The organism is Kitasatospora sp. NPDC087861, from assembly GCF_044742585.1.
Taxonomy (GTDB): domain Bacteria; phylum Actinomycetota; class Actinomycetes; order Streptomycetales; family Streptomycetaceae; genus Kitasatospora.
In genome coordinates this window covers 91,616-104,471 of sequence record NZ_JBIUUS010000001.1, presented here as the reverse complement: position 1 = coordinate 104,471, position 12,856 = coordinate 91,616, and the positions used below count along the sequence as shown (strand labels likewise).

Annotated in this window: 8 protein-coding genes and 1 pseudogene; all 9 read right to left on the bottom strand. The window is 69.9% G+C overall.

Annotated elements, in window-relative coordinates; translation table 11 throughout:
- Window positions 1-10: 10 nt before the first annotated feature.
- Window positions 11-700 carry a hypothetical protein gene (locus ACIOJE_RS00475; RefSeq protein ID WP_400772403.1) on the bottom strand — a complete coding sequence of 230 codons (690 nt, stop codon included), beginning with the start codon at window positions 698-700 and terminating at the stop codon, window positions 11-13.
- 11 nt (window positions 701-711) lie between these two features.
- Window positions 712-4,782: a CHAT domain-containing protein gene (locus ACIOJE_RS00470; RefSeq protein ID WP_400772401.1), complete on the bottom strand. Its 4,071-nt coding sequence runs from the start codon at window positions 4,780-4,782 to the stop codon at window positions 712-714.
- Between the two features lie 121 nt (window positions 4,783-4,903).
- Window positions 4,904-5,316, bottom strand: a pseudogene (locus ACIOJE_RS00465) (NUDIX hydrolase).
- 92 nt (window positions 5,317-5,408) lie between these two features.
- Window positions 5,409-6,311, bottom strand: coding sequence for a phosphotransferase (locus ACIOJE_RS00460; RefSeq protein ID WP_400772399.1), 903 nt, complete (start codon window positions 6,309-6,311; stop codon window positions 5,409-5,411).
- A 753-nt stretch (window positions 6,312-7,064) separates the two neighbouring features.
- Entirely contained in the window at window positions 7,065-7,265 is a 201-nt protein-coding gene (locus tag ACIOJE_RS00455; RefSeq protein WP_400772397.1) for a hypothetical protein, read from the bottom strand.
- A gap of 30 nt (window positions 7,266-7,295) precedes the next feature.
- Entirely contained in the window at window positions 7,296-9,020 is a 1,725-nt protein-coding gene (locus ACIOJE_RS00450; RefSeq protein ID WP_400772395.1) for a relaxase/mobilization nuclease domain-containing protein, read from the bottom strand.
- Between the two features lie 8 nt (window positions 9,021-9,028).
- Complete coding sequence (locus ACIOJE_RS00445) at window positions 9,029-9,763, bottom strand: MobC family plasmid mobilization relaxosome protein (protein WP_400772393.1); 735 nt, start codon at window positions 9,761-9,763, stop codon at window positions 9,029-9,031.
- A 226-nt stretch (window positions 9,764-9,989) separates the two neighbouring features.
- On the bottom strand, window positions 9,990-10,808 hold the full coding sequence (locus ACIOJE_RS00440; protein ID WP_400772391.1) for a DUF2637 domain-containing protein: 819 nt from the start codon (window positions 10,806-10,808) through the stop codon (window positions 9,990-9,992).
- Window positions 10,809-11,287: 479 nt separating this feature from the next.
- Window positions 11,288-12,613: a DUF3631 domain-containing protein gene (locus ACIOJE_RS00435; protein WP_400772389.1), complete on the bottom strand. Its 1,326-nt coding sequence runs from the start codon at window positions 12,611-12,613 to the stop codon at window positions 11,288-11,290.
- Window positions 12,614-12,856 lie beyond the last annotated feature (243 nt).

Sequence of the window (12,856 nt, the reverse complement as noted above, 5' to 3'; positions counted from 1 at the left end):
GATAGGTACTTCATTGAAGATCGATTGTCCGTAGCGCTGGCGGCAACTCTGCGCGGTAGGGGATCAGACCCAGGCGCCGCTGCCTGACCGTGGCGGCGACGGAGACGTGGGCCCGCACTGTCGCCCCGGTTGGGGCCTTGACCACGACGGTCAACGTCTCGTCTCCGATCAAGGGGACCGAGCTCGTCGCCTTGAACCGCCATTCGGGGTCACTGTCACGCTCGCCCATACCCACCAGGAACAGTTGCTCCTGTTGTTGATTGGGGGTGACATCCAGGGTGGACTCGATGATGGCGAGCTTGGCTGTTAGCGCGATCCGGCCGCCCACTCCACCGCCGGGAGCGAGGCGCTTCTTCGGGGCAATGGACCAGGCGATCGGCTGTCGGTCCGCAGGCTCGTCGGGAGCCTCCAAGCGGATGCCGAGGCCAGCGTCGACGAACGGGTCATCGTTGTCCGACGGCCGGAAGGCGCAGACCAGGCTGAGGAGCAGGTAGTCGCTGTGGGCGGACTCCGACTCCAGGAAGTCGAGCCACTCCTCGTCCCCCTGGGCCGCCTGCTCGGCCGTGAGCCGACGCACCGCAGCCACCCCCAGGGACACCCGCCCCCTCAACGAGGCTGACGCAGTCGGGGTGTTAAGTCGCGGCACCGGAGAGAGCTCGACATCCCGCAAGACCGGTGCGTCGATGCTGACGTGATTCACTGCGCTACTCCTCAAGGTGTGTGCGGCGCGCGCCAGTCGCCAATGAAACAGAACGAACCCCAGTCCCGGTATGCGGGGTACTTGGTGCGCGTATGGCACTGAGCGGAACGGAACGCAGACCGACGATCGCCGTCTCCGCAGAGCTGTCGGTACAGCTCAGCGAAGAAATCGGTGGCCACGTCCGGATGGACCGGCCACAGGCATCCGATGACGGCCGAGGCCCCCGCAGCCAGGAAGGCCGCCGGCAGGCCACGCAGATTGTCGTTCACGTCGTAGCGACCCAGCGCCGACTCGCACGAGCTCATGGTGACGAGTTCGACGCCACGCAGGTCGGTTCTGAGGATGTCGTGCGCGAAGACCCGGCCGTCGTTGTCGGGATCGGGCGACAGGAAGAGACACTGGTACCAGGAGGCCCACTCATTGTGCGCGCCATGCGCCGCCACGTGCACGTAGCGCGAGGTGCCGAGCTCGCGCAGGAAGCGGCTGGGCGTGGCGGCGGCTCCGAGCACCGCTCGGCCACCCATCGACGCCGCCACCGAAGACGCATGATGCTCCAACGCCGTCTCGGCGCCCAAGCCGTGCCGCACACCGCCGGTCGCCGACCCGAACGCCACGAGCTCATAGCGTGCTGTGGGCGGCGTCAGATCCGCGGTGGTGGTGCGGAGCAAGGCGAGGCTCGAAAGCTGTGTCACGGTCCATTTGTCCGCTACCAGCCCGTCTGCGACGGGAAGCAGCGGAAAGGGGACGAAGTGAAGTGGCCCGTTCGGCCAAATGCACAGATGCCGCTTGCCTTCGGCCTGCCAACGTCCCATCAGCTCTGTGAAACCGGCCAGGCATTGTGCGCCGGAGTACTCCAGAGCGGTGCCCGCCTCGCGGCTCACCAGGCGGTGCAGCGGATCGGCCGTTACGGCTTGCCTCAGCACGGAAACGGGGCCGGCCACCGGGTGGATCAGCATCGTATGGAGACCGCGGGTGAGGCGGAGCAGGTCGCCGCCGACGTCGTTGAACGCGACGGTCCGCAGGCGCACTTCCTCGCGCGTCACCGCCAGGCCCACCGTCCCGGTGCGAAGGTCCGTCGCGTTCGGTCCCGGGAACTGCCCGAGGAACAACGACAGCAACACCGTGTCCTCCGGGAGCAGCGCCTGTACTTCGTCCAGGCGCAGGAGGGCGTTTCGCGGGAGGTTCCGGGTCTGGTGGAGTTCCATGCTGATCCGGCGGTCGACGGCCCGCTGCAGGTTGCGCTGCCGGGCGTCAGGGCCGCTCTCGGGTTCAGCCTCGCCGGTGCCGACGTAGCAGAGGAGGGCGTCGTCCGGGCTCAGCGACCGCTCGGCAGGCAGCGGTTGGGCGGCGTCGAGGCTCGCCCGGTCGATCGCGGCAGTGAGCGCACGTGACGGGGTGAACGGACCGGAGCGTTCGGCCGCGATCGCGAAGTCCATGCCCTTGGCCACTTGGTGCAGAAGAAGAACGGTGGTCGCATCGACGCGGGCGTGCGCAGAGAGGAGGCTGCCGAGGGAGAGGTACAGCTCTCGGAGCTTCCAGGCGATTCCCTCGTCCGTGCTCGTTCGGAGCGAAGTCATGCTGCCGAGCAGTGCGCTGGCAGCACTGCTCGCCGCCGGATGGTCACAGTGCCGGACACAGGCCAACCCGGCCTCGAAGGCGTCGAGCGCCAGGTCCTCCTGGTCGCACATCGTGTACTGCGCGCCGGCCACGGCGAAGCACTCGGCCGCCGTCACCCAGTCCGCCGCGCGGTCGGCGCGCACGGCCAGGTCGTAGGACAAGCGGCCGTACAGGTGCGCCACCATCTCGACGTGCTGGTCTACCCAGTCCGGAGCCGATCGGGCAGCCTCCAGGATCAGGGTTCGGCCCAGGGCCTGCTCGTCGTCCTCGCAGGAGTGCGCGGCGAGGTGAACGAGCGCCGCGGCCCGCTCGGCCGGCGCCCGGGTCGGGTCTGCTGTGAGCTCCTCCGTCACGGCCCGCATCCCGCCCGGCACCGGGCAGTCGAGCGTGTCCTCGTGGAGCAGGTGCACCTCGCTGGTCCAGCGTGCCCGCCGCTGGTCGGGCCTCTGGAGCCGGAGGCCCGCCCCGTCAGCGGCCTCGATGAGTGCGGCCTCCAGATCTCGGTGCCCCGTCTCGGCCGCGAGGACCAGTGCCTCGGTGAACAGGCTCGCCGCTTCGTGTTCGCCCTGGCGCTTCCAGACTTCGTCCAGCGGGACCGGCAGCAGGCCGTCCAGCTCGCGAGGCAGGACCAGTTCACCGAGCCGGGCAAGGATCCGCAGCAGGTACAGGTAGCCGAGCGGATCGCGGAACGGGTCCAGGGTCCCGACAGCCTCCCGGACCGCCGCCCTCGCCTCCTGGTCGTACGAGGCCCCGGTCAGACCGGCGAGCATGGAGAGGGCCTCGACCAGGGCCTTGAGCGTTCGGCCGCGCCGGTGGCCGGTGGCGAGCGCCGCCGCTTCCCCGAGCCGGGCCACGGCCTCCTCGACCGCATGCCGCGGGTCCGGCATGATGACGCCCTCCCACCGCACGGTGTGGACGCCCATGTACCGAGCCTCGCGGTCGCGCCGAAGCTGCTGGGCCGAGGCGAACGACAGGTCCACCAGCCCCCCGGTGTACGGGGTCAGGCACAACAGGCCGTCCGCGAACAGGGTCTCGGCGAGTTCGGCGACATCCTGCACGACGTCACGGCCGCGTAGTTCGTCGATCTGCCGGCCGGCCACCTCGCGCGCATGCTGGAACAGCACCGCGTCCGACTGCTCGGCCAGGGCCAGCCGGGCCGCCTCGACGTACGCGTCTGCCGCCCACCACCACGGACCGTCCCGATCGGTCCCCCAACGCCGCTCGGCCGCTGCCAGGGTCAGGGCCAGCACGGCAACCGCTCGCCGGGGCGTGCCAATCCTGACCAGGTCGACGGCCACCGCCACCACGATCCGCACGGCGGCCTCCGACAGTTCGCTGCCCGACTCGCCGACCCGCCGCAGTGCCTCCTGCTCGGTGACGACCCGTTGGTCCACCTCGCCGCCGAGGGCGATCAGGCGACGTGCTTGCGCTGCCTCGACCTCGGTCGGTGGCGGTGCTGAAGCCGACGCGTCCTGTGCGCCCCGGCTGGTGGCGGCGTCGCCAGCGCGCCTCAGTCGGAGCGTGTGTTCCAGCAACAACCCGGTCGCCTTGGCCAGGTTCGCACGGTCCGGCCGCCGGCCGTGCTCCAGGTCGAGGTCCGCTGCCCGACGCAGCCAGTCGACCGTCTCCCGCAACTGGGCGACCACGTCGCTCCGCTCGGTGCCTGGCACCTCCGCCCGGCGGCCGAGCCCCGTCCCCACGCCGATCATCGCCGACACCTGCTCGGTGGACCCCGGTGCTGCCAGCTCCAGGGCCCGACGGTACGAGTGCGCGGCATCGGCCAGATCCGCCGGGAGTCCGGTCAACTCGAAGCGGCCGACTTGGGCACTGCCGAGGGTCAGCAGACGCGTGGCAGTCCGCGAAGCCGATGGCTCCTGCAGCGCCGCCACAGCGCTTAACAGCTCGACGGCCCGGTCCGCGTCGGCCAGCCGCGACCGGTCGTCCCGAGCCAGCGCCGTCGCACGATACTGGTGGGCCAGGCCCAGCAGGGTGTCCTGGCACGCACCGTCCCCACCCCGGGGAATGCGCTGAAGCAGCCCAAGAGCCTCGTCCAGAGCAGCCCAGTCCTGTTGCTCCTCGAAATCCACCACCAGGTCAGCCGCATGCTCTAGCGGATCGGCCCACGGGTCATGCCCGGTCTCCTGTACCAGCCTGGGCCAGAGCTCACGCGGGACCTTCCTGCGGTCCGCAAGGAATAGCAGACCGAAGAGATGGATCGCCGTCTCGTGCTCCACCTGCGCGCGATCACCATCGCCAAGCACAACTGCTCGCGCCCAGTGGAATGCAGCCGCTGTGTACAGAGCCTCGGTGTCGACGTTGCGTGACCCCTGAACCTCCTCGGCGACGAGGGCCAGGAGTCGCATGGCAGACTCGCGCCCCGCTTCGTCGAGTAGCGCTTCCGTCTCCGACCGGTAGGCGTACTCGGCAAGCCGAGCCTCCAAGTCCTCGACAAGTGCGTCCCGCATTGCTCCCCCGTAGTGACCGACCGCCATCGTGACACGATCCGACCCACACGGCGGCGGAATGCCAGCACCGGCTCCCCATCACCGAGGCCGGCTAGGGCAACCTATGAACGCGACGTTGGGTTCAGCCGAGGTAGGGGTAGGTGCCGCGAGGTAGTCGCCGATCTGCTGGCGCATGCTGGGGTGGATGTCGTACCGGTCGAGGTCGGTGGGGTGGACGAAGCGGACGCCGTCGGCCTCGTCGTTAATCGTGGGCTCGCCGCCGATGGGGCGGCCGATGTAGGTGTTCTCATACTGCTGGCGGATCTCGCCGTCGGTGTACGCGACGATGTGGTTGGAGTTGGTGTAAACGCCGAGGAAGCTGGTGACCTCAGCGATGATGCCGGTCTCCTCCAGGCACTCGCGCACGGCACACTCGGCGGCAGTCTCACCGATGTCCTGCGCGCCGCCGGGCAAGGCCCACTGGCCTGTGTCACGGCGGCGCTGGAGCAGGATCGCGCCGCTGTCGTCGACGACGAGCAGGTTGCTGGCGGGAATGAGGGTGTTGGCCTTGGGGGCGTTCGGGTCGTTGTAGTACTCAGTCTGCCCATGTGCGGTGGACCCCTCCTGGTCAGATGGTGGGCACCGGCCTACCGGTGTTCAGCGGCGAACCGTTCCAGAGTAGGGAAGTCGCTGGTGTCGATCGTGTTGGACGACTCATACTGATCAAGTCCCATCGTGAACAGAGCGCGGCGGTACTGCCACTTGATGTGCTTGTCGCGCCGTACGGGGTCGGTGGGCCGCATGAGGGCGAGGAAGAAGAAACATTTGACGAGCAGAAAGTCGCCCATGTGCTCGCTCACGCGCCGCCCGATCAGGGATGCGGTGGTCTCGTCGAGTGCGGCGGTGTAGGCGGCGCGCTGCTCTGGGGTGATCGTGTAGCCCTTGCCTCCGCCCTTGAAGGCCACGATGTCGAGCGCGGGGTAGACGTCATAGCCAAGCGGGACCGGTCCGGGATGCTGCCAGTCGATGACCCCGGCCCGGAGGGCGTTGGGCAGGCCGTAGTCCAGGTGCCCGTGCACCATCGGAAGTTGAGCCAGCCGGTCGAGGGCGTGCTTGACCGCCTCGTGAACCCGCGGGATGTCGAAGTCCGGGTTCTCCTCAAAGACCTCGGGTGCGAAGGCCGCCTTCTCGAACCATGGTGTCGAGGGCAAGGGGTGCCTCGCCTGGGCCTGCAAGAGACACGACGCGACAGCAGCAGCCGTGCTGATCACCTGGTAGCTGACCTGCCCGTCCCGCCTGGCATCGGCCAAAGCCTCCTCGTGCAGCGAGGTATCACCGATGGCTCGCTCGACGACGAAGTAGCTTCCGTCTTCGGACCCGCTGTCGACGATCTCCGGGACGGGGTAGCCCAGGCCGGCGGCCACCTGCTGGAACTCGCACTCCGCCCGCAGGTCCTCGCCGCCGATTCGCTTGTAGAGCAGGCCGTCGGCTGACCTCCACACCGCGCCTTCAGTGGCGGTTCTGTCCTTCACGAACTCCCAGTCGCCCATCCATCCATCCTTCCGTAGCGCCGAGTTGGCGTGGAGCAGGTACGACCGTGTCGGGCAGGTCGCGTGTGGCTGGGGCGGTTGCCCCCCTGGGGGCGACCGCCCACCATCGCCGCCCGGCCGGTGTGCCTGCATCGGTACGGACGGCGACGGTGGGCACGCGGCGAGCGGTCGAGGTCAGCGGGCTGGACGAAGCGGACGCCGTCAGCGCGTCGTTGATCGTGGGCTCGCCGTCGGCGCGGCGGCCGATGTCCCGATGCTTCAGTGCCATCGGCGACGACGCCGCGGCCCTGGCCGGGCGGCGGCTACGCGAACCCGCCGGGCTTCGAATTCTCCTGAACGCCGCTGAGGTTCAAGCCCAATCTGCCCCGGGCTGGAGCAAACCGGTGGGCATTGAGAGATTTCCACCCTGAATTCGCAGCTCAGGAGGGATACCGGGCAGGGTGCTTGGGCCGGCTAGAGGCTTGATCGCTGGCGGGTGATCGTACGTCAGCGCGGGACCTCGGCGGTTGTCAGCACGAGCAGGGCCCGCAGGAGCGTGGTCGCGTGGCAGCCGATCAGCAATCCGTGGGGACGCGGTCAACGCCCAGCTCGTCAGGCTGTCCGGGGGTGTCCATAGGCGTCCTGACGTGCGGCGGAGCGACTCGCTAGATGGGCTATGAACGGTGCTGGACGACAGTGAATGCAACCAAAATTGCAACCACGGCCAGCTGCGCTGTTCGCGACTGGCATGTGCGCGCCAATATCAGATGTCGATCAGTTGATGGCGTTGTCGGGAGCGAGCGGGGGGCGATCGTCGATGACGATGCGGGTCCTGGCGGCATCGTCCTGCGAGGGAAGCGCATTGTTGATGACACTGGCGATCCGGCTGTAGTACGTCGACGCGAGTGCACGGTCCTCGCGTGAGGTCGTATCTGATTGCTGTGCCGCGTGCAGGGCGCTGAGGATGGCGATCAAGGTACGTCCGGGCACTGCAGCCCTGACGTTCTACCTATGGCGGCGCGCTGGCCCCGTCGCCTCGACCGCGGGTGCTGCTGTGGGCTTCGGCCTGTACTGCCGGGGTGGCGCCGCTGCACCGGTGGAGCGTAGGAGTGCCGCCTCGACGGTGCGGTTGGGTGCGGGGTTGTAGCTGGTGTGCTGGATACGGGCGATGAGGACCTGGGCGGGCAGCCGGGCGCTGCCAAGTTCGCGGCGGGCGGCTGCCTCGGTGAGGAGCTGGTGGGGTACGTAGCCGCCGGCCTCAGCGTCGGCGAGCACAGTGGCGAGGGCGGGCCAGTTGGGATCGGTGAGGATCCGCGTCGCGTGGTCGGGGATGGCGGCGAGCACGTCGCTGGCGAGGGTGTTGCGGGTCTGCTCCTTGGGCTGGCGTTGGGCGAGGAAGGCGAGTTGGTCGGCGGCCGCCTGGTCGTACGCGGCCTGGAGGTGCTGGACGGTTCGGCGCGCGGCTTCGGCCTGCTGGTCATGGCCCTTGGCGGTGTGCCAGCGCTGGGAGAGGATCGCGGCCCACACGAGGGCCGCGACGAGGACGGCGAGGGTGCTGCCGTCCTTGCCGCTGCTGGCGTGCACAAGGTCGCGGGCGGCTTGCCGCAGGCCGGAGGCCGCCTGGTGGTCGGCGCGGATCTGGGAGCGCTGGGCGCGGGCGAAGGTCTTTGCTGCTGCTCGGAGTTCGGCGCGCAGGTCCTGGGGCGCGGTCTGGGCGGTGGCTTCGATCAGTTCACCGAGGGCGGTGATGTGCGCCTGCACACGCGCGTCGCCGCTGTCGCCGGTGGTGTCGTGGTCGGTGGTGAAGGTGTCGAGGACGTTGGTGGCGTGCTGCCAGCGGGTGGCGGGCTTGTTGCGGCGGGCGGTGGGGTGCTCCTCCGGCGTGCTGGCCGCGAGGAGCGCCTGGAGCTTGGGCAGGGACAGGTCGGGGGCGATCTTCCCGCCGGGAATGTAGTTCGGCTGCCCGTTGGCCTTCAGGTCGCCGGGGCGGGCGACGGAGTAGCCCCGAAGGTCGCCGGACGGGAAGCGGAGGATCTTGACCTCGACGCTATCGGTCTGGAGGTAGGCGAGAAGTTCCTCCGCCTTGCTCGCGTGGGGGATGGCGGCGCGGATGCGGTCCTGGAGCCACTCGCGGCTGGTCTGTTCCCAGCCGAGCCGCTTGGCCTTGTGCATCTCGGCCTGGGTAGGGCGGCGTTCGGCGGTCCGATCGCCCGTGCCGAGCTGACGCAGGCCGTAGTCCTTCTCGATCTCGCGGCACTCGGCGCCGACGCGCTGGCCGCTGTTGTGGAGCTTGGGGCGGCGGCCGTCCTCGCGGACGGTGGTTGCGAGGATGTGGATGTGGTCGTCCGCGTGGCGCACAGCAATCCACCGGCATGCCAGGTCGTCGTCCTTGGGGGCGATGCCAGCGGCCCTGACGATGCGCTCGGCGATCTCGGACCACTCGGTGTCGGAGAGGTAGCGGTCCTCGGGTGCGGCGCGTACGGGGCAGTGCCAGACGTGGTCGGTGAGCTTCTTGCCGGGCTCGCTGTTGCGCAGGCGGACGGGCTCGTCGAGGTAGCGGGCGAGCTGGGTGAGGGTGGCGTTCTCGTCGCGGCCGGGGTCGGGCATGGCGAGCATGGCGAAGCCGGCGACGATGTGCGGGTCGCGGTGCTCGTCATGGCGGCCGGGTCCGTAGAGGTAGGCAAGCAGGCCGCGGGTGTTGGAGCCGGGGTTCTTGATGGGTGCGATCACGACGGTGTTCAGCCTTCCTGGCTGGCGGGATGGCGAAGGGCCTCGGCGATCTCGGTGAGCAGGCCGTGCAGTTCGTCGAGGGTGCGGCGGATGTCGACCGGGGGCTCGTATCCGCCGTTGAGGGCTCGGGCGATCTGATTGACGTTGCTGGCGATACCGCTGATCTGGCGCAGGACGCGGGCGCGGAACTCGTGGATGAGTCGGCGTTCTTCCGCCAGGGGCAGGTCGATGAAGAACCGGCCAGCTATGAAGGCCAGGACCACGTCGGCGGCAAACCCGGACAGGCCGCGGTAGCCGTTTGCGGTGGCAGCAGCACGCAGCCGAGGCTCTTCCTCGGGTTCGAACCGCAGAGGGCCGACGCGCTCTTCGCGCTTGGTGCCGGTGTAGCGGCGGTTCTTCGGCGCGGCATCATCGGCGGTGTTGTGGTCGGAGGACTCGTTGTCGGTCTCGGTCGGGCGGACGTCGGCGAGGATCTGCTGCTGGACGGCAAGGAGCTTGTCCGGGTCGGGGCCGCCCTCGGCCCCGACCTCCTGGCCCGGCGCGCCCTCGCGCCGGGCCGTCTCCGCCACCCCTGGGGCGGAGATCCCGCGAGTCCGGCCACGAGTCGGACACGCGGTACTACTGGCTCCGCCAGGGGCACGGTTGCCGAACGCCCACTGCCAAAGACCCTTCACGGTATGGGACTTCTTCCTCTCCTTCGCGCTCTCGCTGGCGGCGCCGCGCGGGTACTGGGTGTCGGTCACGGGCTGATCTCCTGTCGCGGGGTCGTCGAGGTGCTGTGGTGCGAGCGGGATGCGAACGCGGCGCACGGACCGCATCGGGCGGCGACCGGTTCGGCGGAAGGGTGATCCGGTGCTTTGGCGGATCTTGCTGACCACGAGGTGGACATCCGCCAGACCACTTGGCGGTGAAGGTGCCGCCGCCAGGCGCCGTACGGGTCGTTGGCGGGCGGCCACCAATGGAGGGGTGTCAGGCAGGCACCGGGTGCTCACGCGCCTGCTCGAGCTCGCGGTCGGCGTGTTCCGGCTGAGGGTCAGCCTGCTTATCCCGCAGGAGCGTCATCAGCTCCGTCCGCCGCTTGCTGCTGATCGGAATCCCGGCGTCGCTGAGGGCCTTCTCGACCACTGCGACGCTGACACCGTGCTCGGCGACGATCGGCCGCATCATCTCCACGAGCTGGTTCATGGTCTTCGCCGGTGGGCGTCCAGTGCGCTTGCGAGGCGCGACCGGTTCTTCGTCGGAGGCCGGGGCGTCGTCCCTGCGCTCAGCCACCGGCGCGGGGCTGGACGGGCCGTCCTGCTCCGCGTTTGGTACGGGCTGGGCTGCCGGGGAGGGCTCGGGGTTCTCGTGGAGCGGGAGTTCGTCCTTGGCGGGCTCGGGCTCGGCGGTGACCTCGGTCGCGGTGGCGTTGTGGGCGAGGAGGGTGCCACCGAAGAAGGCGAGGGCGGGCCATCCGGCGACCAGGATCCGCAGCCACGCGGGGACGTGGGCGAGGTCGAGGAGTCCGGCGGTGGCGACGTTGGCGCCGAGGGAGGCGGTCAGGGCGATGGCGAACCACGTCCAGGCGGTGCCGGCAGGGCGGCCGGTGGTGCGCAGGGTCCGCATGCGGTGCCAGGCGGCGACGAGCAGCAGGTCGACCGAGACGGGGTAGGCCCAGGCTTTCCAGCCGTGTTGTCCGGCGGCCTCGGCGATGTCGTGGAGGTGGGCGAAGGACAGGGCGCCAGCGATGGCGGCCTGTACGAGGACGGCGTCCGGGCGGGGCAGACGCGGTGGGGTGGTGGCGGTCATGCGGAAGGTGGTCCTCGCGGGTCGGGCGGTGGTGGTTTGTGGAATTGCCGTCTTTGCCGTCTTGCCGTCTTGGGCCTGCGGGACAGGCCCCGGACTGCGGCGGGCTCGGCTGCCCGGGTGTGCCGTGGACGCGGCGGTGTTCGGGTTCGGGACGATGCGGTATCCGTCTTGGGGCTCGCATCCGTCCCGGAGGCATGGCCTTTGACCTGCAGTTCTACGGCAGGGACAGCTGGGACGGCACAAGACGGATGTGTTTCCCGTCCCGGGGTCGGCCCGCCGCTCGTGCCGAGGTTCGGGCGGCGGCGGGCCGGTGGCGGGGTGGGACGGTTGCCGTCCCATGCGCCGTCTTGCAGGCGGGGTGCTGCCGTCCCCGGTGGGGGAGCGTTTCCGTCTCGGGAGGCCGTTCCGTCCCGGCGGCAGGTGCTGCGACCTGTGCTGTTACGGCAGGGACGGCAGGGACGGCAGTTCGGGGAGGCTGGTCAGCCTCTGCCGCTCGTGCCCGTGCTCTCGTCCGTGGCCGTGGAGGTGATGGGGTGGACGGTGGGGCAGTAGCGGCGCCAGGCGTCGAGGAACTTGTGGCGCGTGTAGCCCTTGCGCTGGGTTCCGTCGCCGAGGCGCACGTTGCCGGAGGTGATGCCGAACTCGCGGAGCATCGCGCCGAGTGCGCGCGGGGTCAGCCCGCCTCGGGCCGAGTCGGCCCACGGGGCCTCGGCGTTGTCGTTGAGCTCGCGCAGCAGATGGTCGGTGGTCAGACTGTCCGCCTCGCGGTTGGCGTGGAAGATCCGGCGGATGTCGGCGAGGATCCGTGCGCCGCCGGGGTTGTCCTCCTCCGCCTTCGCCTCGGCGTCGACCATGCGCTTGCACGCCTCGCGGGCACGGCGGGGCCAGGGGCCTCCGGCGAGGTCAGCGACGATCACCAGGGGCTCCCAGGTGTCGGCCGCGCGGTCCTCGACCGGCATTGCGGGCTCCAGGCACAGGGCCTGGTCGGCGAGCGGTGCCGTCCAGCGGGCGATCTTGTCGCGGATCGCGTGCAGGGCGGGGCGGTCGCGCTTGGTGCGGTACGGGGAGACGCGCTCGCCCTCGGCGCGGCGGCGCATGCGGATCACGATGGAGCGGTCCATGATCGTGTCGGGGAGGTCGCCGATGCCGGCGATGGCCGCCATGGCGAAGGTGTGGAACCTGCCCGGGGCGTGCTCCTTGCCGACCACGCGCAGGACGTAGCGGTCGCGCTGGTGCCCGGCGTTGAGCAGGCCGCGCATCTCCTCGTTCTTCTCGGCCATCTTCGGGCTGCCGAAGATCGTGTCCGCCTCATCCACCAGCAGGGTGGGCGGCTCCTCGGTGATAGAGCGGAAGATCGCGGACGGAGACGAGTTCACCGTCGCCACGGGGTTGTGCACCGTCTCGGTGAGGACGTCGAGCAGGCGTGACTTGCCGCAGCGCTTGGCCGGGCCGACCACGGCCAGGCGCGGGGCGTGCTGCCACGAGCCTTGCAGGTGGGTCGCGGCGACCCACAGCATGGTGGCGTCCAGGGCCTGGTCGGAGGGAAGGATCACGAACTTCGCGATCTGGGCCCTCAGCTGCGCGAGCAGGTCGGCGCCCTCGGTCGCCTCGGTGTCGGGCATCAGGTCGGTCCCGTCCGGGACGGCGGGCTCGGCAGGCGCCGCCTCGGCGTCGTGCCCACAGGCTGTGGACGCAGGCTCCGGCTGTTGGCCCGACAAGAAGGATCCGGGCTCGCCCGGCTTGGCGACCGGCGGCCAACTCGCAATGGAAGCTGCCGGATCGGGCCGATGGGACGTAGACTCCATGGTGAAGCTCCAGACTGGGGCGCGGGACCTGTTCCGTCGCGCGCCGCCGATGAAGGTCGTGGGTAAGGACTTCGCCTGGCCCTCGGTGTTCGCAGCACCGGGGGCCTTCGTGCGCCCTGGGGTGGTCGGGCCGGGGATCCTGGTCCGCTCAACTCGCAGTGGCTGCTTTCGCCTTGGCGGTGGTCCCTCGGCGGCCGAGGCCGCCGAGGGACCACGAACGTACGGTCATGTCGCTGGAAGATC

Coding starts and splice junctions, on each gene's coding strand:
- ACIOJE_RS00460 (WP_400772399.1), bottom strand. CDS start 6,311: ATGGGCGACTGGGAGTTCGTGAAGGACAGAACCGCCACTGAAGGCGCG.
- ACIOJE_RS00470 (WP_400772401.1), bottom strand. CDS start 4,782: ATGCGGGACGCACTTGTCGAGGACTTGGAGGCTCGGCTTGCCGAGTAC.
- ACIOJE_RS00435 (WP_400772389.1), bottom strand. CDS start 12,613: ATGGAGTCTACGTCCCATCGGCCCGATCCGGCAGCTTCCATTGCGAGT.
- ACIOJE_RS00440 (WP_400772391.1), bottom strand. CDS start 10,808: ATGACCGCCACCACCCCACCGCGTCTGCCCCGCCCGGACGCCGTCCTC.